General features: G+C 69.6%; 26 protein-coding genes and 2 pseudogenes. 3 read left to right on the top strand and 25 right to left on the bottom strand.

Features of this window, described 5'->3' with window-relative positions; genetic code table 11:
* Positions 1-43 precede the first annotated feature (43 nt).
* The 5 genes from frr to AW270_RS21835 form a co-directional block, all read right to left on the bottom strand.
* Positions 44-601, bottom strand: coding sequence for a ribosome recycling factor (gene frr / locus AW270_RS21855; protein WP_061296975.1), 558 nt, complete (start codon positions 599-601; stop codon positions 44-46).
* Between the two features lie 10 nt (positions 602-611).
* Positions 612-1,379, bottom strand: coding sequence for a UMP kinase (pyrH, locus tag AW270_RS21850; protein ID WP_030455680.1), 768 nt, complete (start codon positions 1,377-1,379; stop codon positions 612-614).
* Between the two features lie 81 nt (positions 1,380-1,460).
* Positions 1,461-2,294 (bottom strand): translation elongation factor Ts, encoded by an 834-nt coding sequence (tsf, locus tag AW270_RS21845; RefSeq protein WP_061296974.1) that lies wholly within the window; start codon positions 2,292-2,294, stop codon positions 1,461-1,463.
* 85 nt (positions 2,295-2,379) lie between these two features.
* Complete coding sequence (gene rpsB, locus AW270_RS21840) at positions 2,380-3,288, bottom strand: 30S ribosomal protein S2 (RefSeq protein WP_061297030.1); 909 nt, start codon at positions 3,286-3,288, stop codon at positions 2,380-2,382.
* 299 nt (positions 3,289-3,587) lie between these two features.
* Positions 3,588-4,169 carry a helix-turn-helix domain-containing protein gene (locus AW270_RS21835; protein WP_063819292.1) on the bottom strand — a complete coding sequence of 194 codons (582 nt, stop codon included), beginning with the start codon at positions 4,167-4,169 and terminating at the stop codon, positions 3,588-3,590.
* A gap of 72 nt (positions 4,170-4,241) precedes the next feature.
* On the opposite strand from AW270_RS21835, the gene AW270_RS21830 reads away from it, so the two are divergent.
* Positions 4,242-5,522: an MFS transporter gene (locus AW270_RS21830; protein ID WP_063819291.1), complete on the top strand. Its 1,281-nt coding sequence runs from the start codon at positions 4,242-4,244 to the stop codon at positions 5,520-5,522.
* Here AW270_RS21830 and AW270_RS21825 read toward each other — a convergent pair.
* The gene (locus AW270_RS21825) at positions 5,473-6,738 is read right to left on the bottom strand and encodes a CoA transferase (protein WP_061296972.1); all 1,266 of its coding nucleotides are present in this window, start codon (positions 6,736-6,738) and stop codon (positions 5,473-5,475) included. The genes AW270_RS21830 and AW270_RS21825 overlap by 50 nt on opposite strands.
* A gap of 236 nt (positions 6,739-6,974) precedes the next feature.
* Between AW270_RS21825 and AW270_RS21820 the strand changes: the two genes are divergently transcribed.
* Positions 6,975-7,379, top strand: coding sequence for a M23 family metallopeptidase (locus AW270_RS21820; protein WP_218009303.1), 405 nt, complete (start codon positions 6,975-6,977; stop codon positions 7,377-7,379).
* Positions 7,380-7,832: 453 nt separating this feature from the next.
* Here the strand turns inward: AW270_RS21820 and AW270_RS41360 are convergent.
* The 19 genes and pseudogenes from AW270_RS41360 to AW270_RS21730 all read right to left on the bottom strand — a co-directional run.
* Positions 7,833-8,420, bottom strand: a pseudogene (locus AW270_RS41360) (tyrosine-type recombinase/integrase); the annotation flags it as partial.
* A 660-nt stretch (positions 8,421-9,080) separates the two neighbouring features.
* Positions 9,081-9,341, bottom strand: a pseudogene (locus AW270_RS41835) (site-specific integrase); the annotation flags it as partial.
* Between the two features lie 6 nt (positions 9,342-9,347).
* Positions 9,348-10,454, bottom strand: coding sequence for a DNA-processing protein DprA (gene dprA / locus AW270_RS21810; protein WP_061296971.1), 1,107 nt, complete (start codon positions 10,452-10,454; stop codon positions 9,348-9,350).
* The gene (locus tag AW270_RS21805) at positions 10,451-11,986 is read right to left on the bottom strand and encodes a YifB family Mg chelatase-like AAA ATPase (RefSeq protein WP_061296970.1); all 1,536 of its coding nucleotides are present in this window, start codon (positions 11,984-11,986) and stop codon (positions 10,451-10,453) included. The genes dprA and AW270_RS21805 overlap by 4 nt, the downstream gene beginning before the upstream one ends.
* Before the next feature lie 221 nt (positions 11,987-12,207).
* Positions 12,208-12,561, bottom strand: a complete 354-nt coding sequence (locus tag AW270_RS21800; protein WP_061296969.1) for a YraN family protein — start codon at positions 12,559-12,561, stop codon at positions 12,208-12,210.
* A gap of 127 nt (positions 12,562-12,688) precedes the next feature.
* Positions 12,689-13,012, bottom strand: a complete 324-nt coding sequence (locus tag AW270_RS21795; RefSeq protein WP_030455669.1) for a DUF2469 domain-containing protein — start codon at positions 13,010-13,012, stop codon at positions 12,689-12,691.
* Complete coding sequence (locus AW270_RS21790; RefSeq protein ID WP_061296968.1) at positions 13,009-13,716, bottom strand: ribonuclease HII; 708 nt, start codon at positions 13,714-13,716, stop codon at positions 13,009-13,011. The genes AW270_RS21795 and AW270_RS21790 overlap by 4 nt, the downstream gene beginning before the upstream one ends.
* A gap of 22 nt (positions 13,717-13,738) precedes the next feature.
* A complete protein-coding gene (gene lepB / locus AW270_RS21785; protein ID WP_061296967.1) occupies positions 13,739-14,359 on the bottom strand; it encodes a signal peptidase I in 621 nt (206 codons plus the stop codon).
* An 11-nt stretch (positions 14,360-14,370) separates the two neighbouring features.
* Positions 14,371-15,180 (bottom strand): signal peptidase I, encoded by an 810-nt coding sequence (lepB, locus tag AW270_RS21780; RefSeq protein ID WP_061296966.1) that lies wholly within the window; start codon positions 15,178-15,180, stop codon positions 14,371-14,373.
* 161 nt (positions 15,181-15,341) lie between these two features.
* The gene (rplS, locus tag AW270_RS21775) at positions 15,342-15,704 is read right to left on the bottom strand and encodes a 50S ribosomal protein L19 (RefSeq protein ID WP_061296965.1); all 363 of its coding nucleotides are present in this window, start codon (positions 15,702-15,704) and stop codon (positions 15,342-15,344) included.
* A gap of 116 nt (positions 15,705-15,820) precedes the next feature.
* Positions 15,821-16,591, bottom strand: a complete 771-nt coding sequence (gene trmD / locus AW270_RS21770) for a tRNA (guanosine(37)-N1)-methyltransferase TrmD (protein WP_061296964.1) — start codon at positions 16,589-16,591, stop codon at positions 15,821-15,823.
* Position 16,592: 1 nt separating this feature from the next.
* Complete coding sequence (gene rimM, locus AW270_RS21765) at positions 16,593-17,105, bottom strand: ribosome maturation factor RimM (protein WP_061296963.1); 513 nt, start codon at positions 17,103-17,105, stop codon at positions 16,593-16,595.
* A 77-nt stretch (positions 17,106-17,182) separates the two neighbouring features.
* Complete coding sequence (locus AW270_RS21760; protein ID WP_061296962.1) at positions 17,183-17,428, bottom strand: RNA-binding protein; 246 nt, start codon at positions 17,426-17,428, stop codon at positions 17,183-17,185.
* 1 nt (position 17,429) lies between these two features.
* A complete protein-coding gene (gene rpsP, locus AW270_RS21755) occupies positions 17,430-17,876 on the bottom strand; it encodes a 30S ribosomal protein S16 (RefSeq protein ID WP_061296961.1) in 447 nt (148 codons plus the stop codon).
* A 157-nt stretch (positions 17,877-18,033) separates the two neighbouring features.
* Positions 18,034-19,575, bottom strand: a complete 1,542-nt coding sequence (gene ffh, locus AW270_RS21750) for a signal recognition particle protein (RefSeq protein ID WP_061296960.1) — start codon at positions 19,573-19,575, stop codon at positions 18,034-18,036.
* A 70-nt stretch (positions 19,576-19,645) separates the two neighbouring features.
* Positions 19,646-20,200, bottom strand: a complete 555-nt coding sequence (locus AW270_RS21745; RefSeq protein WP_061297029.1) for a GTP-binding protein — start codon at positions 20,198-20,200, stop codon at positions 19,646-19,648.
* A 25-nt stretch (positions 20,201-20,225) separates the two neighbouring features.
* Complete coding sequence (locus AW270_RS21740; RefSeq protein WP_061296959.1) at positions 20,226-20,621, bottom strand: DUF742 domain-containing protein; 396 nt, start codon at positions 20,619-20,621, stop codon at positions 20,226-20,228.
* Between the two features lie 2 nt (positions 20,622-20,623).
* On the bottom strand, positions 20,624-21,058 hold the full coding sequence (locus tag AW270_RS21735; RefSeq protein ID WP_061296958.1) for a roadblock/LC7 domain-containing protein: 435 nt from the start codon (positions 21,056-21,058) through the stop codon (positions 20,624-20,626).
* Entirely contained in the window at positions 21,055-23,853 is a 2,799-nt protein-coding gene (locus AW270_RS21730) for a nitrate- and nitrite sensing domain-containing protein (RefSeq protein ID WP_245674799.1), read from the bottom strand. The genes AW270_RS21735 and AW270_RS21730 overlap by 4 nt, the downstream gene beginning before the upstream one ends.
* A 629-nt stretch (positions 23,854-24,482) precedes the next feature.
* Here AW270_RS21730 and AW270_RS21725 point away from each other — a divergent pair.
* Entirely contained in the window at positions 24,483-25,433 is a 951-nt protein-coding gene (locus AW270_RS21725) for an ABC transporter substrate-binding protein (protein ID WP_245674798.1), read from the top strand.
* Positions 25,434-25,435 lie beyond the last annotated feature (2 nt).

Raw genomic sequence — 25,435 nt, 5'->3', positions numbered from 1 at the left:
CTGCCCCTGCCGGGGCAAGGATCGCGGTGGTGCGTTGTGGTCGTCAGACCTCGAGCAGCTCGGCTTCCTTGTGCTTGAGCAGCTCGTCGATCTTGGCGACGTGCTTCTGGGTGAGGTCGTCGAGCTCCTTGACGGCGCGGTGGACCTCGTCTTCGCCCGACTCGCCGTCCTTGACCAGCTTGTCGAGGACTTCCTTGGCGTGGCGCCGGATGTTCCGGATCGACACGCGGCTGTTCTCGGCCTTGGTGCGAGCGATCTTGATGTACTCCTTGCGGCGCTCACCCGAGAGCTCGGGGAAGACCACGCGGATGACGTTGCCGTCGTTGCCGGGGTTGACCCCCAGGTCGCTGTCGCGGATCGCCTTCTCGATCCCGCTCATCGAGCCCTTGTCATAGGGCTGGATCAGGACCATGCGTGCCTCGGGCACGTGGAAGGAGGCGAGCTGCTGGATGGGGGTGAGCGAACCGTAGTAGTCAACGTTGATCTTGTTGAACATCGCGGGGGTGACCCGGCCGGTGCGGATGGCGGCGAAGTCCTCCTTCGCGACGGTCACCGCCTTCTCCATCTTCTCTTCGGCCTCGAAGAGGGTTTCCTCGATCACAGTTGGCTCCCTATTTCCCTGCCGGACTCACCAGCGTGCCGATCTTCTCTCCGCGGACCGCCCGGAGGATGTTGCCTTCGCCCATCAGCTCGAAGACCACGATGGGCAGGCCGTTGTCCTTGCACAGGCTGATGGCCGTGGCGTCCATCACCGCGAGGTCACGCGTGAGGACCTCGCCGTATTCGAGCCGGTCGAACCGGACCGCGTCGGGGTTCTTCCTGGGGTCGGCGTCGTAGACGCCGTCGACCTGGGTGCCCTTGAGCAGGGCCTCCGCGCCGATCTCCAGCGCGCGCTGGGCGGCGCAGGTGTCGGTGGAGAAGAAGGGCGAGCCCAGCCCGGCCCCGAAGATGACCACGCGGCCCTTCTCCAGGTGCCGGATCGCCCGGCGGGGCAGGAACGGCTCGGCGACCTGCTGCATCGTGATGGCGGTCTGCACGCGCGTCTCCACGCCACGCTTCTCCAGGAAGTCCTGCAGCGCGAGACAGTTGATGACCGTGCCCAGCATGCCCATGTAGTCGGCGCGGGCCCGGTCCATGCCGCGCTCGGACAGCGCGGCGCCCCGGAACATGTTGCCGCCGCCGACGACCACCGAGACCTGGACCCCATCGCGGACCGCCTCCGCGATCGAGTCGGCGATCTTGGCGACGACGACCGGGTCGATGCCGAGGGAATCCCCGCCGGCGAACGCCTCGCCGGAAAGCTTCAGCATGACCCGCTTCCAGCGCAGCGGCCCGTCATATGACGAAGCCGCCGGGGCGGGTTCGGTGTTCTCCTGCACGGCGGCGGCCTCCTCAGTGGATTTCGGGCTGAACAGGTCGCCCCGCTCGAATGCGGGACGACCTCAGACAACAGCCCCAGACTATGCCTGGCCGACCTTGTAGCGGGTGAAGGCCAGGACCTTGACCCCGGCCTCGTCGGCGTACTTCTTGATCGACTTCTTGTTGTCCTTCACGAACGCCTGCTGGAGCAGCGTGAAGTCCTTGTACCAGCCGTTGACGCGGCCTTCGACGATCTTCGCGATGGCGGCCTCGGGCTTGCCCTCCTCGCGGGTCATCTCCTCGAAGAGCGCGCGCTCCTTCTCGATGACCTCGGCCGGGACGGCGTCGGCGTCGAGGTACTTCGGCGCCATGGCGGCGGCGTGCTGCGCGATGTCCTTGGCGACCTCGGCGTTGGCCGAGTCGAGCTGGACCAGGACGCCCACGGCCGGGGGCAGCTGCGGGTCGGTCTTGTGCATGTAGGCGCCGATGAAGCCACCCTCGAGCACGGAGAACCGGCGGATCTCGATCTTCTCGCCGAGCGCCGCGTTGGTCTCGTCGAGCAGCTCCTTGACGGTCTTGCCGTCGAGCTTGGACTCGAGCAGCTCGGCCACGTCGGCGGGCTTGGTCTCCAAGATGAACGCGACGACCTGGGCCGCCACCTCCTGGAAGCGCTCGCCCTTGGCGACGAAGTCGGTCTCGCAGTTGAGCTCGAGCAGCGCGGCGGCGGAGTCGCCGTTCTGCTTGAGGGCGACCAGGCCGTTGGAGGCGGTGCGGGCCTCGCGCTTGCCGACGTCCTTGGCGCCCTTGAGGCGCAGCAGCTCGACCGCGCGGTCGAAGTCGCCCTCGGACTCCTCCAGGGCCTTCTTGCAGTCCATCATGCCGGCGGCCGTCAGCTCGCGAAGCCGCTTGACATCGGCCATGTTCACGGAAGCCATTGTCATTTCCTCATGGGTTTCGTCGTGGAGCGGGTGGACGTGTCAAATCGCGACACGCCCACCCGGAAAGAGCTTTGGGGGAGAACTACGCCTTCGGCTCGTCACCGGCGGCCGGGGCCTCCGGCGTCTCGTCGGCGGGCGCCTCGGCGGCGGGGGCCTCTTCGGCGGCGGCCTCGGCCGGAGCCTCAGCGGGGGCCTCGGCGGCGGGGGTGCCCTCGAGCAGCTCGCGCTCCCACTCGGCCAGCGGCTCGGCGACAGCCACACCGGCCGGCTTGTCGTCGCCACCGCGCGAGGCGCCGGCGCGGGTCATGAGACCGTCGGCGACGGCGTCGGCGATCACCCGGGTCAGCAGGCTGACGGCGCGGATGGCGTCGTCGTTGCCCGGGATCGGGTAGTCGACCTCGTCGGGGTCGCAGTTGGTGTCGAGGATCGCGACGACCGGGATGCCGAGCTTCTTGGCCTCGGAGATCCCGATGTGCTCCTTCTTGGTGTCCACGACCCAGACCGCGCTCGGGACGCGGGCCATGTCCCGGATGCCGCCGAGGGTGCGCTCCAGCTTCTCCTTCTCACGACGGCGGAGCAGCAGCTCCTTCTTCGTGAGGCCGGAGGCCGCGACGTTCTCGAAGTCGAGCTCCTCGAGCTCCTTCAGGCGCTGGAGGCGCTTGTGGACGGTCGAGAAGTTGGTCAGCATGCCGCCGAGCCAGCGCTGGTTGACGTAGGGCATGCCCACGCGCGCCGCCTGCTCGGCGATCGACTCCTGCGCCTGCTTCTTGGTGCCGATGAACATGATCGTGCCGCCGTGGGCGACGGTCTCCTTGACGAAGTCATAGGCCCGGTCGATGAAGGCCAGCGACTTCTGGAGGTCGATGATGTAGATGCCGTTGCGCTCGGTGAAGATGAAGCGCTTCATCTTCGGGTTCCACCGGCGAGTCTGGTGTCCGAAGTGAACGCCGCTCTCCAGCAGCTGTCGCATGGTGACGACGGGGGTGGCCATGAAATGGTCCTCCACGATCTCGGTTATACGCACGGGCCGGCGGCCCGCGCCCTGACGCCCCGAACCGTTCCAGCCGCCTGAACGGCGGACCGAGAGAACGTTCCGTGAATGGGCGTGCGAATTCGGCCTCACCCAAGGAGACCACCGGACAGTCTACCCGGAACCGGTGGAGGACTTGACCTGCCCGGGGCACGCCGCCGTCACGGCGCGCGGTGGAGCGGCCGGTCGGCGCCGGGTGCGGCGCGGGGCGGGGCGGCGGTCGGGGCCGGGGTGGGCGGAGCCGTAACGGAAGAAGGTTTTCAGCGGTTGGGGGCGCGGGGGAAGAAGCGGAGCTGGAACTCGGTGACGCGGGCGCCGTTGGGGGCCGTTTCGGGGTCGCGGTCGACGATGCGGTAGGGGGCGACGAGTTCGTCGATGCGCTCGACGAGGGAGCGGACCTCGTCGGGGTCCATGTACAGGACCATGTGGGACAGGCGGGTCGCGTCGCGCCAGTCGGCCGACTCCCGGGACGACTGGGCCAGGTACTCCGACAGCCTCCGGGCCGCCTCGTCGAGGACGGTCTGGATCACCGCGCTCTGGGCGGCGAGGAGTTCGGGGGTGAGTTCGCCGCTTTCGGGGTCTTTCATGCCCCACCCCTTCTGGAGCGCCCGCCAGACGCGCTCGCGGCCGTCGCCGCGCGCGGGGGCCTCTTCGATGAGGCCGTGCTTGGCGAGGGTGCGCAGGTGGTAGCTGCACGCGCTCGGGGACAGCCCGGCGATCTCGGCGCACTCGGTGGCCGTCGCGGGGCCCTCCTCCTGGAGCCGCCCGAGGATCGCCAGCCGCGCCGGATGGGCCATGGCCCGCAGCAGCCCGACGTCGTCGGTGACCATCCGAGTCTTCATGGGGTCCTACGGTAGGCGGTGCCGAGATATGAAGCATTGCCTTCATATCTCTGAAAGAGTACTTTCATAAATATGATCCCCCTCCGCCGGCAGCGCGACTACCGCCTCCTCTGGTCCGCACGGGCCGTCACCGAAGCCGGGAGCGAGGTGTCCCGCCTCGCCGTCCCGCTCACCGCCGTCACCCTCCTCGCCGCCTCGCCCATGGAGATGGGCGTGCTGACGGCCGCCGCTTCCCTCCCGTTCCTGTTCGTCGCGCTGCCCATCGGCGCCTGGGCCGACCGGGTGCGGCGGCGTCGCCCGGTACTGGTGGCCTGCGAACTCGTGTCCGGCACGGCCGTCCTGACGGTCCCCGCCGCCTGGCTGCTCGGCCTGCTGACCGTCCACTGGCTGATCGCGGTGGCCCTGGTGGTGGGCACCTGCACCGTGACCTTCCGCAACTTCACCATCCCCCACCTGACCAGCGTGGTCGGCGAGTCGCAGCGGACCGAGGCCATCGCGGGCATGCAGTCGGTCTTCTCCATCGCCCAGCTCGGCGGCCCCGGGCTGGCCGGGGTGCTGGTCAGCGTGCTGTCGGCCCCGCTGGCGATGCTGGTCAACGCGGTGACGTTCGTGGCGTCCGCCCTCTGCCTGCGCTCCATCCGCGCCGTGGAGCCGGAGCGGCCGATCCCGCCCCGGCGGGCGCTCCGCCAGGAGATCGCGGAGGGCATGTCGGCGCTGGCCCGCCACCCCGCGCTGCGGGCGCTGACGCTGTGCGGCATGACGGTCAACCTGTTCGCCGCCGCCCAACTGGCTGTCTACGTCCTCTACGCGGTGCACGTGCTCGGCCTGCCGGGCGGCCTCGTGGGCATCTCGATGATGGGATTCGGGGCCGGCGGGCTGGTCGGGGCCTTCCTCGCACCCGCCGTCACCCGGCGGCACGGGGCGCCCCGGGTGCTGCTGGCCTCGGTGCTGTTCTTCCCGGTCGGATTCCTGGCGATGGCCGCCGTCAGCGGACCGGTGTGGTGGTGCGTGCTGCTGATCGGGCTGGCGGAGGCCGTGGTGGGGGTGGCCGTGGTCTGCTACAGCGTGTGCGCCGGGGCCGAGACGCTGCGGGAGACCCCGCCGCCGCTGATCGGCAGGGTCAACGCGTCGATCAACTTCCTCACGCAGGGCGCGCTGGGGATCGGCGGGCTGCTGGGCGGCGTCGCCGGGGAACTGCTGGGGCTGCGCCCGGCGATGTGGGCGTGTTTCGCTGGGGCGCTGCTGACCATCCCGTGGCTGTGGCTGTCGCCGCTGGTCGGGCAGGCGCGTGACCGTCGCGCGATCACCATGCGGCCGGATGCTCACCGGGCCGGGGTGGGGCCGACCATGTAGGCGGGCGCCCGGCGATGAGTCCGGCGGGACGGACGAAGGTGTATCCGTCGCGGGTCTCCAGGAGGTCGCCGACGCCGGGCTCGCCGCCGGGCGTCGTCCTGCCCAGGCCGTCGAGCCAGTGAGCGGTGGCGGCGAGGGACAGCACGGCGTGCCAGGAACCGCCCTCCCGCCGCCTGCGGAGGAGCGCCGAGGCCGCCGCGAAGGCGGCCAGGTAGCCGGTGGCGTGGTCGAGCGCCTGGCAGGGCAGCGGCCCCGATTCGGCGGCGATCCCGGTCGCCATCTGGACGAGGCTGTCGAACCCCCGCCTCCCGTGCCAGGGCCCCGGACCGTAGGCGGAGACGTCGACCACCACGACACCCGGCCGCAGCCCGACGAGATCGCCCAGCCCGAACCCGAGCCCGTCGAGCGCACCCGGCCGGTACCCCCGGATGACGACGTCGGCCTCCCGGATGAGCTCCCTGAGCAGGTCGCCCTCGGCGGGAAGATCGATCAGGCACGACCTCTTCCCGGCGGCGGTCTCCAGCACCAGCCCCGGAACCTCCGGGAGCCCGGGCCCGCAGACGTGCATGACCTCAGCGCCGTGCGAGGCCAGGAACCGGCTCGCGACCGGCCCCGCGATGACCCGCGTGAGGTCCACCACCCGCAGCCCGCCCTCGCGCGGCGGCGGCCCCGGGAGCCGGTCGAGCGTGAGAACCGGCCGGGCCGCCACCGCCCGGCCGTGCGGGTGGCCGGCCCATCCGGCCCGGCTCCGCATCGCGGCCGCGCATCCACCCGCCGCGACGACCGCGTTCTCGATCTCCAGTCCGGTACGCCCTCCGCACACCTCCCCCACCTCCTCCCGCGTGGCGTCCGGGGGAAGCCCGAGCGCCGCCAGCGCGGCGTCGCGGTGGTGGACGAAGTTGGCGTGGATCCTGACGCGGCCGTCGGCGGCCGGGTAGTCGCCGCTGATCGGCGCCCACAGCTCGATGGGCTCGGCCCCGACGCGGAAGTGGCGCTCACTGCGGAAGGCGACGGCGGCGTGGCGCATGTCGACCGACGCCTGGCCGTGGCGACCGGTGAGCGCCGCCATCGCGGCGGTGGCCACGCCCACGCTGGACGCGGCGGCGGTGCCGATCCGGAAGGGCGAGGGCATGACCGGCTCCTGGCCGGTGACCTGGACACGGCCCAGATCGACGCCCGCGAGCCTCTGCAGCTCCTGGATGACGTGGCCGGTCACGGGATCCTCAAGTTATCCACAACCTTCTCCACAGGCTGAACTCTCATAACCGGACATAGCTCCGAGGGTTATCCACAGACAGTTGTTGAAAGGGTGCGGGGTGTGTCGAGGTGGTCAGGCTGGTCGTCATGTTGTTTCCAGCTTCGGTCCTGCTCGTGATCGCCGCTCAGTGGGGGTGGCCCTTGGCCGGCGAACCCCGGCCTGTCCGCCCCTTCACTCCGCCGCCAGAACGGTGGTTGTCCGGGCACCGTGGGGTCGACCTGCCTGCTGATACGGGACAGGAGGTGCTGGCGGCCGGGGACGGCGTGGTCACGGTGGCCCGGAGGGTGGCGGGGCGCGGGGTGGTGACGGTTTCCCATGCCAACGGGCTGCGGACGACCTACCTGCCGGTCGCGCCGACGGTGACCGAGGGGCAGCGGGTGCGGGTCGGCGAGGTGCTCGGAACGGTGAGCGGGCCGGACGGGCACTGTCCCCGGACCTGCCTGCACTGGGGGCTGCTCAGCGGCGACCTCTACCTGGATCCGCTCCATCTGCTGGGGCTGGGCCAGGTGCGACTGCTTCCGAGGCCGCTTGGGGAATGGGCGCTTGACGACCCACCCGGACCTGCCCGGCCCATTGGGCACGATCATCCCGAGCCGTGATCCCTGGCCGGCTACCAGCCCTCTGATTCAGATGCGGCTTCGCCTGTCGACCTTTAGCCGAGAGGTTGTGGGAGCAGCGGTTCATCGGACACGCGGTGTAGCTTTGTCCCAGCTTCTCGAAGACCATCCTCAGCATGGCGCACCCACTGACGGAGGCGGGGCACCCTCGCTTGGACTCGCCCGTGTGCGCGCTTCGGGTCACCTTCGCTTGGACTCGCGGGTGCGCGCGCTTCGGGTCCCCTTCGCTTGAACTCGCGGGTGCGCGGGCTTCGGGTCCCCTTCGCTTGGACTCACGGGTGTGGGGGCTTCGGGCAAGAGGGTGTGTTCCCCGAATGGCTGCGTCGATCAATTTCCACAGAGCCCGGTGGCAGCATGCGAACAGGCTTGGCACCCTAGGGCCCAACGATCAAGCTGCCGGTCGACTCAGCTCCGGGAGCAGACGTCTCCCGCTGATCAAGCCCGAGGGTGGGCCTGCTCGTAGGCGGCCCGGAGGCGTTCGATCGAGACGTGCGTGTACAGCTGGGTGGTACCGAGCGACGCATGTCCAAGTAGCTCCTGGACACTCCGGAGATCGGCCCCGCCCTCCAGCAGATGAGTGGCCGCCGTATGGCGGAGACCATGTGGCCCCATGTCGGGGACCCCGGCTTCGCCCAGCCGGGCGTGAACGACCCGCCGCACCGCGCTCTGGTCGATCCGCCCGCCTTTCACCCCGAGGAACAACGCCGGCCCGGAACGCACGCCGACGAGGACGGGCCTCCCGCGAACACACCAGGCATCTAGTGCATCCAGCGCCGGCAGCCCCAGCGGCACGACCCGCTCGCGGCCACCTTTCCCCAGCACCCTGATGGTCCGCCGCTCCCGGTCGACGTCGTCGAGGTCGAGCCCGCAGAGCTCACTGACCCGGATACCCGTGGCGTAGAGAACCTCCAGCAACGCCTGATCACGGAGCTCTCTCGCCACCACGTGCGGCTCGTCATGGGCCGCGCCCTCAGTACTTCGAGCGGAGGGCTGGGAGGCCGACGCGGGACGGGCATCCGTGGCATCGGATGTGGTCGATCTCCGCTCAGAACGCGGGCCGTCACCACCCGGAGCACCTGACACCGAGCGCCGGCCGAGCTCCACAGCACCGGAGGCATCGCCCTCGAACCCAGAAACCAGCTCATCGGCCCCCAGCTTTGGCCGAGGATCATGGAGCCCAGCTGCCTCATATCGAGAATCGGAGGAAGCGGACCTTTCGAACGGAGGCTCACCGGCTCCCCATTGGGGATCGAGGGAACCGGACCGCTCGAACCGAGGAACACTGGTCTCCCGTTGGGGATCGGAGGAAGCGGACCTTTCGAACGGAGGCTCACCGGCTCCCCATTGGGGATCGAGGGAACCGGACCGCTCGAACCGAGGAACACTGGTCTCCCGTTGGGGATCGGAGGAAGCGGGCCCACCTGACCGAAGGTCGTAAGGCTCCGCGCCTGGATACCGCAGGGCGGGCGCATCGGAGTCCTGGCTCGGCCGATCACTTGTTCTGCTCGGCTGGTGATCCCTCAGCGGCGCGTCTTTGCCGGGAGCGGTCCCCCCGCCCTGTCTTCCGAGGTCCAGCATGCGCACGGCCTCGGCCTGGTCGAGCACCTTGGGGAGGGTTCGCTTGGTGCGGGCCGTACCGAGGAGCAGACCTGGATCGGTGGTCAGCCACCCCGCCCGGTGGCAGAACGATGTGAAGCCGCGGATGCAGGCCGTTCGCCGGGCCAGGGTCGCCCGGGACTTGCCGGTGTCGTGCTGCTCCCCCAGCCATTCGCGCAGCACCCCCACGCCGATCAGCTCGACCCGGTCGACGCCCACGTCGAGGAGGTGTTCCGTCAGGGATGACAGGTCGCCCATGTACGCCCGCACGGTGTTGGCCGCCAGGCCGCGTTCGACCCGGAGGTGGCGTTCGAAGGCCCGTACCGCGTCCTCTAGATCTCCCGACATATCCGCTTATCTTCCCCTTCCTTTCGCACTCAGCCGCCAGCCGCTCCCCTCACGCATCAGATAGCCGCCGGCCTCCAGGTTGCCCAGGCAGCTCAGCGCCACCGGCAGCGGGAGCCCCGCCTTGAGCGCCAGTTCGGCCGGGCCCATCGCCCCCCGGTTCGGCAGCGCGTCGAGGACGCGCTTGGACTCCAGGCTGAGCAGGTCACGGGAGGTCATCTGGCCACGCGGGACGGGTGCGATGTCGTCGCCGGCCTGGCCGACCTGTTCCAGGATCTCGTCGGCCGACGTCACGCACACCGCCTTCCCCAGCCGGATCAGGTTGTTGCAGCCCGCCGAGACCTCGCTGGTCACCGGCCCCGGTACGGCCATCAGCTGACGGTTCAACTGGAACGCGTGGTGGGCGGTGTTCAACGCCCCCGAGCGGGGCGCCGCCTGGATGACGACGGTCCCCCGCGACAGGGCGGCGATGACCCGGTTGCGGACGAGGAAGCGTAACCGCGTGGGGGTCACCCCGGGCGGGGATTCGCTGATGACCAGGCCCTCCTCCCGGATCGCGGCGAACAGGTCCTGGTGGGCGGCCGGGTAGGGCACGTCGACGCCGCACGCCAGGATCGCGACCGTCGGGGACGGCCCGGCCAGGCAGCCCCGGTGGGCGGCGGCGTCGATGCCGTACGCGCCTCCGGAGATCACCGCATAGCCCCGGTCGGACAGGCGGCAGGCCAGCTCGGAGGCGACGTTCACCCCGTAGGGGGTGGCCGCGCGGGCGCCGACCACGGCGATCGATCGCGCGCCCGCCTGGCGGAGGTCGCCCGCGCCGGAGAGCCACAGGCCGATCGGCCGGGCGTCCCGCAGGTCGTCGAGTTGACTCGGCCAGTCGGGGTCGCCGGGAATGACGAAACGGTGGCGGGCGAGGTCGTCGTCGGGGTCGCTCGCCGCGAGGGCCCGCGTCCGCCAGGCGGTCGCCTTCCGATCGTCGACGCCCGCCAGGGTCCCGTCACGGATCCCGGCCAGGACGGCCTCCGCGCCGTGGGTGCCGATCGCGCGGCCCATGGTCTCGTCGCCGGTCTCGGCGATCCGGGTCAAGGCCGCCCTCGCGGCCCGGTCACCGGTCACAGTTCCTCTCCCATCCACATCGTCAGTGCCAGCGATATCTCGTCGGCCGCCGGACGGGCGCGCCGGCTGATGTCGGCGATCGTCCAGGCCAGCCGTAGGACGCGGTCGACCCCGCGGGCGCTGAGCGTGCCCAGGTCGACGGCGCGGTTCAGCGGGGCCAGGTCCCGGTGGCCGAGGCGCCAGCCGCCGTGCAGCAGCGACGACGGGACCTCGGCGTTGAGCCGCCAGGGGGTGCCGGCGAGGCGTTCGGCCGCTCTCTCGCGTGCCTCCGTCACCCGTTCGGCGACGGTGGCGCTCGATTCGGCCAGGGCGCGGTCGGCGAGGAGCTCGGCCCGGGTCGGCGGCGAGAGGCGTACCTTCACGTCGACCCGGTCGAGCAGCGGCCCGGACAGCCGGGCCAGGTAGCGGCGGCGGACGGCCGGAGTGCAGGTGCAGAACCGCCCGGCCTCGCCGCTCAGCCCGCACGGGCACGGGTTGGCCGCCAGGACCAGCATGAACCTGGCCGGGAACGTCACCGAGCCGTTCGCCCGCGACACCGTGACCTGGCCCGATTCGACCGGCTGACGGAGCGAGTCGAGGACCCTCGGCGGGAACTCGGGAGCCTCGTCGAGGAAGAGGATGCCGCGGTGGGCCAGCGAGACGGCTCCCGGACGGATCTGTCCCGTCCCGCCGCCGATCACCGCCGCGGCCGAGGCGGTGTGGTGGGGCGCCACGAACGGTGGACGGGCCAGCAGGGGCCGCCCGGCCGGGAGGGTGCCGGCGATCGAGTGGATCGCGGTGACCTCCAGGGCCTGTTCCCGGTCGAGCGGCGGGATGATCGTGGTCAGCCGCTCGGCCAGCATCGTCTTGCCGGTCCCGGGCGGTCCGAGGAGCCAGAGGTTGTGACCCCCGGCCGCGCAGATCTCCAGCGCGCACCGGCCCTGTGCCTGACCCGCGACGTCGGCCAGGTCGACGGTCTTCTCCTCGGCGGGGACGGCGAACTCCATCGGGTCGAGGTAGGGCGCCCGCGCGCTCACCTCGCCCTCCCGCAGCAGCTCCACCAGTTCGCCCAGCGACGAGACGGGCAGCACCGCGAGGCCCGGCACGAGCGCCGCCTCGGCGGCGTTGGCGACCGGGACGACCATGGTCCGCGCCCCGGCGGCGAGGGCCGCGAGCGCGGCCGGAAGGACACCGCGGACGGGTCGCACCCGCCCGTCGAGCCCTAATTCGCCGAGGAAGAACGGCTCGGCGATCCGCGCGGGCGGAACGAGCCCCGCCGCGCCCAGAACGGCCATCGCGATCGCCAGATCGAAGGACGATCCCTTCTTGGGCAGCGAGGCGGGGAAGAGCGAGACCGTCACCCGGGCGTCGGGCCAGTCGAACCTGCTGTTCAGCAACGCCGACCGGACCCGGTCTCTCGCCTCGCTGATCGCCGTGTCGAGCAACCCGATGAAGTGAGTCCCCACCAGTCCTTTGCCGACATCGGCCTCGACCTCGACGGTGTGCCCGGACACCCCGACCAGCGCGGCACACCGCGTACGTGCAACAGGCACGGAACACCCCTCACGATCAATCCGGCGCATGCCGGAGCGCACATTCATCCGCGACAGCACAAGGCATCAGCGACAGCAGAAGGCATCAGCGACAGCAGAAGGGCAGGCCCTCGCCGAAGGGCCAGTGCGGTCCGGACGAAGGCGCAGGACCGCTGACCCGCGAGACGCCGCACGTGGAGGTGACGTCGAGCCCGCGATCACGGATCTACTCAGGGCTCCCATCAGCAGATGCCCTTCTCGTGGCGGATCGAGAAGGTCCCCGCGAACCCGTCGAGCGCCACCACGTCGACCCGCACCGCCGCGAACCGCTCGCCCTGCCCCGCCCTCCACCGGGCCCCCAGCCGTCGCAGCCGGGCCAGCTTCGCCTCGGTCACCGACGCGAAGGCCGACCCACGGGCATCGGAAGACCGTGTGCGCACCTCGACCACCACCAGCACGCCCCCGTCGCGCGCCACGATGTCGATCTCCCCCTCGCGGCACCGCCAGTTCCGGCAGAGGATCTCCATCCCGTGGCGGATCAGGTAACGCGCCGCCAGATCTTCACCGGCCCGCCCCAGCTCGTCCTTCGCTCCCATGCGGGCCACGCTCGCAGAGCGGGCGGAGGCGGGAACGCCCGAGCGGGGGCCCTGTGGACAACGGCAAAGCCTGGGGAAAACCAGAAGGGCCGGGCCCTGAACAGGACCCGGCCCCTCAAGGAGACGCTCAGCTGGAGAAGCCCTCCTTGGGCATCTCCAGGTCAGGCTTGGCGAGTTCTTCGACGTTCACGTCCTTGAACGTCACCACTCGCACGTTCTTCACGAATCGCGCCGGTCGATACATGTCCCACACCCATGCGTCCTGCATCTTCACGTCGAAGAACACCTCGCCGTTCTCCGCGGTGCGCACCTCCATGTCGACCGAGTTCGTCAGGTAGAACCGACGTTCGGTTTCGACGACGTACGTGAACAGACCGACCACATCGCGGTACTCGCGGTAGAGCTGCAGCTCCATCTCGGTCTCGTACTTCTCGAGATCCTCCGCGCTCATTCCGGCCCTCCTGTTCCCAACCCCGTTTCGGCCCCTGGTTCATTCTCCCGCATCCTCATACCCGGCATCGTCCGAGCCACTGTCACGAACGAGAACCGATGGTGCTGGGATGGCCCGTGGTGAGCGAGGGCCGCTCGGTGGTCTCTGGTCACGTAACCCTTGTGCCCGGCGAAGCCGTATTGGGGGAATGATTCGTGCAGGGTTGTCATCATGCGGTCCCGGGTCACCTTCGCGACGATCGACGCGGCCGCTATGCAGGCGGCCACCTGGTCACCCTTCCAGACGGCCAGTGACGGCGCCGGGAGGCCGGGGACCGGGAATCCGTCGGTCAGGATGTATCCGGGTGTGAGACCCAACCCGGCAACCGCGCGGCGCATTCCCGCCACGTTGCACTTGTGGAGGCCGCGCTGGTCGATCTCGGTGGGCGGGATGACGACGACGCTGACGGCCTTCGCGGTCGCCATGATCTTGGCGTGGTATTCCTCGCGGCGGGCCTCGGTCAGCAGTTTGGAGTCGTTGATGCCGTCGATCTCGCGTCCGAGAACCACCGCGGCGACCACCAGCGGGCCGGCGCAGGCGCCGCGGCCCGCTTCGTCGACGCCGGCGACGGGCTGGAAGCCCCGGCGGATCAGGGCGCGCTCATAGCCGTAGAGGCCTGAGTCACGTCGGACCACGCTCGGGCGCGGACGATAGGCAACTGTCATGACAGAAGCAGCGTACGCCCCATCACCGGACGTTGGAGAAGGTCTCTGGTCGCGATATGAGACTGAGCCGGTCAAGGGGCCAATAACGGGCGAAGGCGAAACCGATGACGTCGTCTTCGGAGATCGTGCCCTTGTACTCGTCCTCCATGTAGGCCCGGGAGTCCATCGAGTTGGAACGGTGGTCTCCCATCAGCCACAGGCGCCCCTCGGGCACCTTCACCTCGAAGGTGCGGCCGGGGTAGTCGCCGGGGTAGAGGTACTTGCCCTCTTCGTCGATCGGGGTGCCGTTGACCGTGATGTGACGCTGGGCGTCGCAGCACTTGACCGTGTCGCCGCCCTTGCCGATCACCCGCTTGATCGTGTCCTCGCCGTCCCAGCCCTTGAAGACCACGATGTCGCCGCGGTCGATGGAGCCGAACTGGAGGACGACCACGCGGTCGTTGACCAGCAGGGTGTTCTCCATCGACTCCGACGGGATCCAGAACGACCGCATGACGAAGAAGTGGACCAGGAGGGCGACGATCACGCCGCCGATCGTGAAGGTGATCGTCTCCCGGAGGGCGGACTTCTTCTTTTTTTTCTCCGGCTTGCCGGAATCCTCCGGTGTGCCGGAGGAGTTGGTCTCTTCTTCAGCGACGGCCACGGGCGGAAAGACTACCGCTTGACGCGTATGCGGCGCCTAAGGGCCATAAGCGGGAAGGCCCCCGCGAAGCCCAGCAGCAGCGGCACGGCGCTCTCGGCCGCCGCGGCGGCGGTGAGGCCCTTCTGGCCGAACGTCTCGGGGATCGGCAGGATCCCCGCCCGGTCGAACGGCCACACCTTCACGAACGCGCGCCCGATGACCTGGTCGATCGGGATGGCGCCGCCGCCCGGGTCGCCGCCGTGGGCGCGCGAGTCGAGCGAGACGGAGCGGTGGTCGCCCATGACCCACAGGCGGCCGGGGGCGACGTCGATCTCGAAGTTGCCCAGCGACGGCACGTCGCCCGGGTAGAGGTAGCTCTCCTCGTCGAGGGGCACCCCATTGACGGTGATCCGGCCCTTGGCGTCGCAGCACTTGACCTTGTCGCCGGGGACGCCGATGACCCGCTTGATGTAGTCCTTCTCGCCGGGGACGACGCCGAACGCGGTGCCGACCCAGCGGAAGAACCCGGCGACCGGGTTGGCGGGCGGCGCGAACTCGGCCTCACCGGCCCAGGAGTCGACGCCGGAGAAGACGACGATGTCGCCGCGCTCGATGTCGCGGACCCGGTAGACGAGCTTGTTGACCAGGACCCGGTCGTTCTTGAGGAGGGTGTTCTCCATCGACTCCGACGGGATGTAGAACGCCTGGACCACGAACGACTTGATGAGCAGGGCCAGCACCAGCGCCACCACGATCAGGACAGGCAGTTCACGCCAGAACGAGCCTTTCTTGTCCTTGCCCGGCTGCGCGTTCTGATGGGTGTCTTCGGCGACCACGTCCACCCCGTCCTGGTCTGGGAAGTCAAGAGATGCGGGCGCGCCGGCGCGCGCCTAGACGAGCCTAAATCATGGTCACAGTACGCGACGTCGCCGACTCGGCTTCCCGTCCCCAAAACTGCGAAAGCCCGTGCCGGTCAGGCACGGGCTTGCAGTGATATGCCGCTTTACTTCGCGGGCAGGGCGTCGCGGCGCTCGCGGATGCGGGCGGCCTTGCCGCGCAGGTCACGCATGTAGTAGAGCTTGGCGCGGCGGACGTCGCCACGGGTCACCAGCGTGATCTTCTCGATCACCGGGCTGTGCACGGGGAAGGTACGCTCGACGCCGACGCCGTAGCTGATCTTGCGGACGGTGAACGTCTCACGGAGACCGCCGTTCTGACGGCGCAGCACGAAGCCCTTGAAGACCTGGACACGAGAGCGGTTGCCCTCGATGACGCGGACGTGGACTTCGAGCGTGTCACCCGGGCGGAACGCCGGGATGTCGCTGCGAAGGGCGGCCTTCTCGAGCGCCTGGATCTGCGTGTGCATGACTGAGGTTCCTCATCAGTTGAGAGAGCACCCGGAGGTCCGTCCGTCCCCTGCGAGGCGGGGCGTCGAGAAGGACGCGGGCACGACAAGCCTGCGAACGGCAGGCATTCAGCGCTTCAGTCTGCCACAGGATCGCCGTCGGCGCGAAACGCCTCAAGCGCCCTGAGGTCGGCGGCCGACAGCTCGCCCCGCTCGATCAGCTCGGGCCGCTTCTGGAGGGTGCGGCGCAGCGCCTCGTCCCGGCGCCAGCGCGCGATCTTCCCGTGGTGGCCGGAGAGCAGGATCTCGGGCACCGCGTGGTCGCGCCAGACCGGCGGCTTGGTGAACACCGGCCCTTCGAGCAGGTTCTCCATGTCCCCGGGCGCGAACGAGTCGTCGACGGCCGAGACGGCGTTCCCCAGGACCCCGGGCAGCAGCCGGGCGACGGCCTCCACCATGACCAGCACGGCCGCCTCGCCCCCCGCCAGCACGTAGTCGCCGATCGAGACCTCGTCGAGCCGCAGGCGGGAGCCGTATTCGATCATGACCCGGCTGTCGATGCCCTCGTAGCGGGCCGGCGCGAACAGCAGCCACGGCTCGGCGGCGTACTCCAGCGCCACGGCCTGGGTGAACGGCCGCCCGCTCGGGGTCGGCACGACCATCCGCGGCAGGCCCTCGCCGGAGCCGACGACGTCGTCGATGGCGGCGCCCCAGATCTCCGGCTTCATGACCATGCCCGGCCCGCCCCCGTAGGGGGTGTCGTCGACGGTCTTGTGCACGTCGTGGGCCCACTCCCGCAACTGGTGGAGGCGCACGTCGAGGATGCCCCTGGCGCGCGCCTTGCCCATCAGGGAGACGTCGAGGGGCGCGAAGTACTCGGGGAAGATCGAGATGACGTCGATGCGCATGTCAGGCGTCGAGGTCGAAGAGGCCGGGGGGCGCCGTGACGACCAGCCGCCCGGCCGCCACGTCGACCTCGGGGACCAGCGCCTTCACGAACGGCACGTAGGCGTCGTCGCGGCCGGGGCGCTTCACCACCAGCAGGTCCTGCCCGTGGTGCAGCACGTCGGACACCTCGCCCAGCGGCTCGCCCTCGGCGGAGACCACGGCCAGCCCGATGAGCTGGTGGTCGTGGAACTCGTCGGGGTCGTCGGAGGGAGGGATTTCGGCGGAGTCGATCACGAGCATCGTGTCGCGCAGCGCCTCGGCGCCCTCGCGGCCGTGGACCCCCTCCAGGGTCAGCAGCAGGATGCCCTTGTGCCAGCGGGCCTGCTCGACCGTGAGCGGCCCCCGGGAGGCGGGGTCGGTGGTCAGCCGCGTGCCGGGCGCGAACCGCTCCCCCGGCTCGTCGGTGCGGACCTCGACGGTCACTTCGCCGCGGACGCCGTGGGGGCGGCCGATCCGGCCGACGACGAGCTGCATAAGGAGTCTCCAGAAACGACGATCCCGGGAGACCGACGACGGTCTCCCGGGATGACGGGCTGTTGCTTTCGGCAGGGTCAGGAACGGGCCTCGGTCAGGTCGACCAGGTCGACCCGCACGTACTTGCCGTCGGACAGGGCGTTGACGACGGTGCGCAACGCCTTGGCCGTGCGGCCCCCGCGGCCGATGACCTTGCCGAGGTCTTCGGGATGGACCCGCACTTCCAGGACTCGCCCGGTGCGGATCTTCCGCGCGCGAACGCGGACCTCGTCGGGATGCTCGACGATGCCCTTAACCAGGTGCTCGAGGGCCTCCTCGAGCATGTCAGGCCTCGGTTTCCGAGGTGGGCTCGGCGGGCGCCTCGGTGGCGGTCTCGGCCTTGGGCTCGGCCTTCTTCTTCCGCGGCGTGGTGGCGGCGCCGGTGTCGCTCGACAGGGCCTCCTTGGCGGCGGCCTCGTAGGCGGCGTGACGGTCGGCCGGCGGCTCGGCGACGAGCAGCGGAGCAGGGGCGGCCTCGCCCTTGAACTTCTGCCAGTCACCGGTCAGCTTGAACAGCTTCATGACCGGGTCGGTCGGCTGCGCGCCGACGCCCAGCCAGTACTGCGCCCGCTCGGAGTCGACCTCGATGCGCGAGGGGTGCTCCTTCGGGTGGTAGAGCCCGATCTCCTCGATCGCACGGCCGTCACGCTTGGTGCGGCTGTCGGCGACGACGATGCGGTACTGCGGGTTGCGGATCATGCCGAGCCGCTTGAGCTTGATCTTGACTGCCACGGGTGTGGTCTCTCCTGCTTCAAAAATGGATGAGCGGCGTCACATCGAGTGGGGCACGAGGTGGCGGCCACTCCAGGGACAGGCGCGGAACGCGGGGATTAGAGGGCGCCCGCCGGACCACGATGTTCCAACATGACATTCTGCCAGATCGAAGCGGCTACTTCTGCCCGGGCAGGTTGAACTTCGACGGGTCGAACCCCGGCGGCAGCTCCAGCCCCTTGGGCAGCTTGCCCGGCGTGAGGTTGCCCAGCATGCCGCCCGCCGGCTTGACCGGTGTGTCGGCGGCGGGCTCCTTGGCCAGGCCGGCCTTGCGCGGGTCGCCGCTCACGCGCCGGCCCTTCTTCGGCTTGGCCTGCTTCTGGTTGCGCTTGCCGCCCGGCATGCCCGGGATGCCCATGCCCTGCGACATGCGCTTCATCATCTTCTGCGCCTCGAAGAAGCGGGTCACCAGGTTGTTGACCTCGGTGACGCTCACCCCCGAACCGCGGGCGATGCGGGCCCGGCGTGAACCGTTGATCATCTTCGGCTCGGCGCGCTCGCCCGGGGTCATCGAGCGGATGATGGCCGCGACCCGGTCGAGGTCCTTGTCGTCGACCTGGTTGATCTGGTCGCGCATCTGCCCCATGCCGGGCATCATGCCGAGCAGGTTCTTGATGGGGCCCATCTTGCGGACCATCATCATCTGCTCAAGGAAGTCGTCGAGGGTGAAGTCGTCGCCCGAGGCCAGCTTGCCGGCCATCTTGGCGGCCTCGGCCTCGTCGAACGTCCGCTGCGCCTGCTCGATCAGGGTGAGGATGTCACCCATGTCGAGGATCCGGCCCGCCATGCGGTCGGGGTGGAAGGCGTCGAAGTCCTCGAGCTTCTCACCGGTGGACGCGAACATGATCGGGCGGCCGGTGATGTGGCGCACCGACAGGGCGGCGCCGCCCCGGGCGTCGCCGTCGAGCTTGGTGAGCACGACGCCGTCGAAGCCGACCCCGTCCATGAACGCCTGGGCCGTGGTCACGGCGTCCTGGCCGATCATGGCGTCGACGACGAACAGCACCTCGTCGGGGCTGACCGCGTCGCGGATGTGGGCGGCCTGGGCCATCAGCTCCTGGTCGATGCCCAGGCGGCCGGCGGTGTCGATGATGACGACGTCGTGCTGCTGGCGGCGGGCGTGGTCGATCGACTGGCGGGCCACCTCGACCGGATCGCCGACGCCGTTGCCCGGCTGGGGCGCGTAGACGGCGACACCGGCGCGCTCGGCCATGACCGAGAGCTGCTGGACCGCGTTGGGGCGCTGGAGGTCACAGGCCACCAGCAGCGGCGCGTGGTTCTGGTCGCGCAGCCAGCGGGCCAGCTTGCCGGCCAGGGTGGTCTTACCGGCGCCCTGGAGGCCGGCCAGCATGATGACCGTCGGCGGGGTCTTGGCCAGGCGCAGGCGGCGGGTCTCGCCGCCGAGGATCTCGATCAGCTCGTCGTTGACGATCTTCACGACCTGCTGCGCCGGGTTCAGCGCCTGGGAGACCTCGACCCCCCGGGCCCGCTCCTTGACGTGGGCCACGAAGTCCTTGACCACCGGCAGCGCGACGTCTGCCTCGAGCAGGGCGATGCGGATCTCACGGCAGGTCGCGTCGATGTCGGCGTCGGAAAGCCTGCCCTTGGACCGGAGTGAGGAGAAGACCGAAGTCAGCCGGTCGGAAAGCGTCTCGAACACGTGATTGGCCAGCCTCGAAGGGAATCGTCGTGGATCAGGGGACTACCCCCGGCCTCCCAAGCCTATCCGCTCACCAGCGAGGGCCGCCCACACGCGAGGTGAGGGCGTGCTCCACCAGCGTGATGAGGGCGGTCTTCACCGATTCGCGGGACCTGGCGTCCGTGCGGACGAGCGGGACGTGGGCGGAGAGGGTGAGGGCCTCCCTGATCTCGTCCTCGGCATGGGGGTAGCGGCCGTCGAAGCCGTTGATGCCCACAATGAACGGGAGGCGCGCCTCCTCGAAATAATCGACCGCGGGGAAGCTGTCGGCCAACCGCCGGGTGTCCACCAGGACGATGGCGCCGATCGCACCCCGTACAAGATCATCCCACATGAACCAGAAACGGTGCTGACCGGGCGTGCCGAACAGGTAGAGGATCAGGTCCTCGTCCAGGGACACCCGCCCGAAGTCCATGGCCACCGTGGTCGTGGTCTTGTTGGGCGTCAGGCTCGCGTCGTCGATGTCCTTGGAGGCGTCGGTCATCACCGCCTCGGTCGTCAACGGGACGATCTCGGAGACCGCCCCGACGAAGGTGGTCTTGCCCACCCCGAAGCCACCCGCAACGACGATCTTCGTCGAGGTCAGGCCGCGGCTCGCGCCGCCGCCGTGGCTATAGACGTCGAAGTCCACTGAGAACCCTTTCCAACAAGCCCAAATCTGGCATCCCGGCGTCCAACTGCGGCTGGTGCACGTGCACCAGGCCCTCGGCGACCATGTCCGCGATCACTACGCGGATCACCCCGAGCGGGATGTGCAGCAGCGCCGACACCTCCGCCACCGACCGCACCTGACGGCACAGGGAGCTGATCGCCCGGTACTCCGGCGGCCGCTGGGACAGGTCGTGCTGCAGCGAGGTGGCCGACGACACCAGCGCCTCCAGCGCGAGCTGCATGCGTGGCGTCGTCCGGCCGCCGGTGACGGTGAACGGGCGGACCGGCGACGCCGGCTCGGCTGGCCGCGGTGGCGGCTGGCCGCCCCCGTAGGGCGGCGGCCCCCACGAGTCCATGGTCATCTCCTCGGGTTGGAGGCCTGGAGTTCGGCCCTGACCGCGGGAGTGAGCACCTGACCGGCACGCTCGACGAACAGCGTCATCTGGTACGCCACCAGCCCCAGGTCGGCGTCGGCCGCCGCGAGCACGGAGAGGCAGGAGCCGTCGCTGATCGACATGATCAGCAGCAGGCCCCGCTGCATCTCCACGACGGTCTGGGTGACCGGGCCGCCCTCGAACACCCGGGACGCGCCCTGGGTGAGCGAGATGAGCCCGGCCGCGACCGCCGCGAGCTGGTCGGCGCGGTCCTTCGGGAAACCGTCCGAGTAGGCCAACGGCAGGCCGTCGGCCGACACGACGACGGTGTGGGCGACGCCCGGCACCGACAGGACGAAGTCGTTGATCAGCCAGTTGATGCCTCTGGCGGCCTGGCTCATCTCTCTCACGCTGGTCATTCCCCTCTTCCTGAGTAACCCTCGTCCTCGCTGATCTCACCCCGGGCCACGGCACGGCCCTGGCGTACTCCGTGTTGGAGGCTGGAGAGCCGGCTTCTGGCGCGGTCGGGAGAGAGGGACGGCGGGGGTGACACGGCCGCCTGCCGGTTCGGCTCGGCGGAGCCGGGAACCAGGTTGGCCTTGGGTACGCGCTTGGGCAGGCCGGCTGAGGTGCTGGCCTCGAACTGGGGCTGCTGGGCGGCGACGCCCCACGCGGAGTCGGCCTTCGACTCCTTCCAGACCTCCTCGACCTTGGTGTCGTCCTCGGGCTTCTTGAACCACGCGGACTCCACCGAGGCGAAGATCGGCAGGAACTCCTCGGGACGGTCCTGTCCCGCCGGTTCCCTGACGGCCGGCAGCGGGCCGGTGACGTCGGCGTCCCTTTCGGACAGCCCCGAGAGGCCGCCCAGCGCCGAGTCGAACCTGCGCCGGGGCAGCGGCCCGCCGGGCTGCTGCTGCATCGGCGGCGGCGGCCCGAACATGGTGGGCGGCTGCCCGCCGGGCGCGCCGTTCGGCCCCTGGAGGGGGGCCTGCTGCCGGGGAGGCGGTCCGAACAGCGAGTTCTGCGGGCCCGTGTGCTGCTGGCCCATGTGCTGCGGACCGGTGTGCTGCGGACCGGTGTGCTGCTGGCCGATGTGCTGCTGGGGACCCGTGTGCTGGGGTCCGGTGTGCTGCGGGGCCGCGTAATGCGGGCCCGTGTGCTGGACGGGCGCCGGGGACGGGCTCTGGTAGGGCCCCGTCGACGGGCCGAGCGGACCCGGTGAGGGCAGCGCGGGCCGTGCGCCCGGCGCGCCGAGCTGCGGCGCGCCCCAGCCGCCGGTGGTGTCCGCGGGCCCCTGGGTCATCTGGGCCTTGGGGGACCAGGTGGGGGCGTACCCGCCGGTGTTGTAGTGCTGGGACTGCTGCACCGCGTTGGGCGCGGAGGCGATCAGCGATTCGGGCAGCAGCACCATCGCGGTGAGGCCGCCGCCGTCGTGATTCCTTATCTGCACGCGGATGCCGTTGCGCAGCGCGAGCCGGCCGACCACGAACAGGCCCATGCGGCGGGACACCGACACGTCGACGACCGGCGGGTTGGCCAGCCGCCAGTTCGTGGCGCCGATCTCGTCGGGGTTCATGCCGATGCCGGAGTCGGTCACCGACACCATCACTCCCCCGCCGTCGATCCGGTTGCCCGAGACGATGACGCGGGTGTCGCGCGCGGAGAAGGAGATGGCGTTCTCCACCAGCTCGGCGAGCAGGTGGATGACGTCGTTGACGGCCTGACCGGCCAGCGAGACCTCGCCGGGCACGTTGATGACGACGCGTTCGTAGCCCTCGACCTCCGACAGGGAGGCGCGCACGACGTCGGTGACCTCCACCGGCTGGCTCCACCGGCGGGCGGGCTCCTGGCCCGCGAGGACCAGGAGGTTCTCCGAGTTGCGGCGCATGCGCGTCGCGAGGTGGTCGAGCTTGAACAGGTTGCCCAGCCGCGCCTCGTCCTGCTCACCCTGCTCCAGGCCGTCGATCAGGGCGATCTGGCGTTCCACCAGCGTCTGGGTGCGGCGGGAGAGGTTGACGAACATCGCGCTGATGTTGCTGCGCAGCCGGGACTCGTCGCCGGCCAGCCGGACCGCCTCGCGGTGGACCTCGTCGAAGGCCCGCGCCACTTCACCGATCTCGTCGGCGCCGCTGACGCCGATGGGGGCGACGTGCGGCGGGGAGTCCTGGGCGGAGGCGTCGGTCTCACGCAGCCGCTGGACGAGGTCGGGCAGCCGGTGCCCGGCGATCTCCAGCGCCTCCGACCGCAGCCGGCGCAGCGGCGTGGTCAGCGAGCGCGCCATCCCGGTGGTGATGAGCAGCACCAGCGCCAGGATGACCACGACGATCAGGATGTTGACGAGGGCGCCGCGCTGGTCGGACGCGGCCAGCGCGTCGGCCTGGTCGATGATCGACTTGTCCAGGGCCTTCTCGACCTCGTACATGCGGTTGATGCCGAAGCTGCTGGCCTCGAACCACACCTTCGAGTCGTCGCCGGGGGTGCCGTCGAGGTTGACGATCTGCCGGTCGAGGCGGATGCGCTCCATGGCCGAGCCCCGCAGGAACTCGGCCTGGTCGATCTGGGAGCCGGTCACCGTGTCGGCGTAGAGCTGGCGTTCGGCCGGGGTGGCCGCGAGCCGGAACGCGCTGATCTCGCTCTCGAACCGCTTGCGCGCGGCGGTCAGGGCGTCGAGCTCGTTGGGGGTGAAGCTGCGCTTCTTGATGCCGACGTCGAGCAGGCTTCGCATGGTCGACTGCTCGTGCTTGGCGCGGGCCAGCGCGGTCATCGCGGTGCTGGTGCCGTCGATGGCCTCGTCCGTGCCGCCCTGGGCGACCTCTTCGTAGAAGCGCAGGAGGTCGCCGATGACGAGGGAGTACTTCTCGATCGTCGGCAGCGCCAGGAGGTCGGACTTGACGGTGACCTCGCGGAGGTTGGGCAGTTCGCTGAGCCGGCCGTCGACCCGGGTCAGTTTCTCCTTGCCGAGGTCACCGAGCGAATCCGCGATCTCGGGGACGCGGTCCTGCACTTTCTCCGCAGCTAAGTCCACTTTGGCCTGTTGTGCGTCGATCAGGTTAAGTTCGGACTCATTGGTGCGATTGCCGGATGCGTACCGGCTAGTCAAACTCTGTTCCAGTTCGAGCTCATGGACGAGCTCACCAAGCGTTCCGGTGAACGCTGCGATATCACTCACTCGCTGATATTCCGCGGCACTGGTAACCGCGCTGATGACGCGCATGGCGCCGAGAACGACCGCGGCGACGGTCGGAATCATGATCAGTGCGATGAGGCGGTTACGGACCCGCCAGTTGTGCAACGCCATCCGATTGGAGGTCGTGTCCCGATGTCCGGCCGGTTCCCTCGGGGGCTCCGGCGGAGCCTCGGGCGCGGTGCGGTGATCACGCTCGATCGTTGCCGTCCTCACAGGCCGCACCCTTCCGATAAAGAAATTTCAATTTTCTTCGGGATACCTCCCATAAGCCAGGGGCAATTGGAGCATATGACTCGTAGCTCTACCAATAGCCACATTGGTTTTGGCCCGTTCCAAGGGTGACCATTTACCGCATAGTTACCGGACTGCTGGTCACAGCGTGATCGAATCCAGGAACTCAGGTCAGAAGATTGCTGGACCGGTCCAAACGGACACACGACACCTTTGGTGTACAAAAGTTACAGGGCCTTATTTATTTACAAGTTTGGTGACATAGTGCTCTTATTCCTGTTGATGGTGATTTCGAACCGCTACAGTCTTCGCCGTCGCCCGCCGGGCCCCGCGATCTTCGGCCATGGGCGGGTGTGACTCCCCCATCTAAGGAGACTCCACCTATGAGGCGCCTTTTTGCGGGCCCTACGCTCATCCTCGGCGTAGTGGCTGCGTTGACTCTTTCGGCCTGCGGTACCGGCGAGCCCGAGACCGGCGGCACCAGCGCCACGGGAGGCCCGGAGAAGGCCGCCCTGACCATCGGTGTCGTGGCCGTGCCCGACGCCGCGCCGATCCAGATCGCCGTGGACAAGGGCTTCTTCAAGGAAGAGGGCCTCGACGTCAAGATCTCCGTCGAGACCGGTGGCGCCGCCGCCACGCCCAAGCTCGTCGCGGGCCAGCTCGACGCCATGCTCGGCAACTACGTCGCGCTGTTCCTCGCGCAGCAGGCCGGCGCCGGCAAATTCAAGGTGGTGGCCGACAGCTACCAGGCCGCTCCGGACAACTTCGTCATCATGACCAAGGGTGACAACACGTCGATCAACACCGCCGCCGACCTGGCCGGCAAGAAGATCGCCGTGAACACCCTCAACGCGATCGGCACCCTCGCGGTGACCGCGACCGCCAAGGTCGCCGGCGTCACCATCAACGAGAACCAGTACGTCCCCATGCCGCTGCCCGACATGGGCGCGGCGCTGGAGACCGGCACCGTCGACGCCATCTGGGTCGCCGAGCCGTTCATCTCGGCCAACGCCAAGGCCGGCGCCAAGAAGGTCGCCGACAGCATGGCCGGTCCGCTGGAGAACTTCCCCATCGCCGGCTGGGTGATGACCGACAAGTTCACCACCGAGAACCCCAAGACGGTCGCCGCGTTCCAGCGCGCCCTGGCCAAGGCGCAGAACCTCGCCGCCTCCGACCGCAAGGTCGTGGAGGAGGCGCTGCCCAAGTACACCAAGATCGACGCCGCCACCGCGGCCGTCATCGCGCTGGGCACCTACTCCACCTCGCTCAGCGAGGCCCGCCTCCAGCGCGTCGCCGACACGCTGACCGAGTACAAGATGATCCCGGCCGGGTTCGACGTGAAGGCGCTGATGGCGCCGACCGCCGCCGCGCAGTGACG

Source organism: Herbidospora cretacea (assembly GCF_001570605.1).
GTDB classification, from domain to species: Bacteria; Actinomycetota; Actinomycetes; order Streptosporangiales; family Streptosporangiaceae; genus Herbidospora; species Herbidospora cretacea.
This window is presented reverse-complemented; position numbering and strand designations above follow the sequence as displayed.

Coding starts and splice junctions, on each gene's coding strand:
- tsf (WP_061296974.1), bottom strand. CDS start 2,294: ATGGCTTCCGTGAACATGGCCGATGTCAAGCGGCTTCGCGAGCTGACG.
- rpsB (WP_061297030.1), bottom strand. CDS start 3,288: ATGGCCACCCCCGTCGTCACCATGCGACAGCTGCTGGAGAGCGGCGTT.
- AW270_RS21835 (WP_063819292.1), bottom strand. CDS start 4,169: ATGAAGACTCGGATGGTCACCGACGACGTCGGGCTGCTGCGGGCCATG.
- AW270_RS21830 (WP_063819291.1), top strand. CDS start 4,242: ATGATCCCCCTCCGCCGGCAGCGCGACTACCGCCTCCTCTGGTCCGCA.
- AW270_RS21800 (WP_061296969.1), bottom strand. CDS start 12,561: ATGGGAGCGAAGGACGAGCTGGGGCGGGCCGGTGAAGATCTGGCGGCG.
- AW270_RS21795 (WP_030455669.1), bottom strand. CDS start 13,012: ATGAGCGCGGAGGATCTCGAGAAGTACGAGACCGAGATGGAGCTGCAG.
- AW270_RS21790 (WP_061296968.1), bottom strand. CDS start 13,716: ATGACAGTTGCCTATCGTCCGCGCCCGAGCGTGGTCCGACGTGACTCA.
- rplS (WP_061296965.1), bottom strand. CDS start 15,704: ATGCACACGCAGATCCAGGCGCTCGAGAAGGCCGCCCTTCGCAGCGAC.
- trmD (WP_061296964.1), bottom strand. CDS start 16,591: ATGCGCATCGACGTCATCTCGATCTTCCCCGAGTACTTCGCGCCCCTC.
- rimM (WP_061296963.1), bottom strand. CDS start 17,105: ATGCAGCTCGTCGTCGGCCGGATCGGCCGCCCCCACGGCGTCCGCGGC.
- AW270_RS21760 (WP_061296962.1), bottom strand. CDS start 17,428: ATGCTCGAGGAGGCCCTCGAGCACCTGGTTAAGGGCATCGTCGAGCAT.
- AW270_RS21740 (WP_061296959.1), bottom strand. CDS start 20,621: ATGGACTCGTGGGGGCCGCCGCCCTACGGGGGCGGCCAGCCGCCACCG.
- AW270_RS21735 (WP_061296958.1), bottom strand. CDS start 21,058: ATGACCAGCGTGAGAGAGATGAGCCAGGCCGCCAGAGGCATCAACTGG.
- AW270_RS21730 (WP_245674799.1), bottom strand. CDS start 23,853: ATGCGCGTCATCAGCGCGGTTACCAGTGCCGCGGAATATCAGCGAGTG.